Annotated in this window: 1 protein-coding gene; it reads right to left on the bottom strand. The window is 64.0% G+C overall.

Annotated elements, in window-relative coordinates; translation table 11 throughout:
- Nucleotides 1-1,172 (bottom strand): elongation factor Tu (gene tuf / locus RGD00_RS23345; RefSeq protein ID WP_310459621.1); only part of this gene is annotated, 1,172 nt, incomplete at its 3' end.
- Nucleotide 1,173: the final 1 nt, after the last annotated feature.

The raw sequence follows: 1,173 nt of genomic DNA, 5'->3' as shown, positions 1-1,173 counted from the left end.
GCGATGATTTTGGAGACGACGCCTGCGCCGACGGTGCGGCCGCCTTCGCGGATGGCGAAGCGGAGCTTTTCTTCCATCGCGATCGGGGCGATCAGTTCCACCTCGAACTTCAGGTTGTCGCCCGGCATCACCATCTCGGTCCCTTCCGGAAGCTGCACCGTCCCCGTCACGTCCGTCGTGCGGAAGTAGAACTGCGGACGGTAGTTCGCGAAGAACGGCGTGTGCCGCCCGCCTTCTTCCTTCGTCAGGATATAGGCCTCGGCCTCGAACTTCGTGTGCGGCTTCACCGAGCCGGGCTTGCACAGCACCTGCCCGCGCTCCACCCCGTCGCGGTCCACGCCGCGCAAGAGCGCGCCGATGTTGTCGCCCGCTTCCCCACGGTCCAGCAGCTTGCGGAACATCTCGACCCCGGTGCAGACCGACTTCTTCGTCGGGCGGATCCCCACGATCTCCACCTCGTCGCCGACGTTGATCACGCCGCGCTCCACACGCCCCGTCACCACCGTGCCGCGGCCGGAAATCGAGAACACGTCCTCGATCGGCATCAGGAACGGCTGGTCCACGGCGCGCGCCGGCGTCGGGATGTATTCGTCCACCGCCGCGATCAGCGCGCGGATCGAATCCTCGCCGATCTCCTTGTCGCGGCCTTCCAGCGCCGCCAGCGCCGAACCCTTGATGATCGGGATGTCGTCGCCCGGGTAGTCGTAGGACGACAGCAGTTCCCGCACTTCCATCTCGACCAGTTCCAGCAGTTCGGCGTCATCCACCTGGTCGACCTTGTTCAGGTACACGACCATGTAGGGGATGCCCACCTGACGGCCCAGAAGGATATGCTCGCGCGTCTGCGGCATCGGGCCGTCGGCCGCGTTCACCACCAGGATCGCGCCGTCCATCTGCGCAGCACCCGTGATCATGTTCTTCACATAGTCCGCGTGGCCGGGGCAGTCGACATGCGCGTAATGCCGGTTCTCCGACTCGTATTCCACATGCGCCGTCGAGATCGTGATCCCCCGCGCACGTTCCTCCGGCGCCCCGTCGATCTGATCATAGGCCTTGAATTCACCGAAATACTTCGTGATCGCCGCCGTCAGCGTCGTCTTCCCGTGGTCAACGTGACCAATCGTACCAATGTTCACGTGCGGTTTCGTACGTTCAAACTTTGCCTTTGCCATG

The organism is Ruixingdingia sedimenti (genome assembly GCF_031432425.1).
GTDB lineage: Bacteria > Pseudomonadota > Alphaproteobacteria > Rhodobacterales > Rhodobacteraceae > Ruixingdingia > Ruixingdingia sedimenti.
The sequence above is the reverse complement of the archived record's forward strand: the minus strand, read 5'-3'. Positions and strand labels throughout refer to the sequence as shown.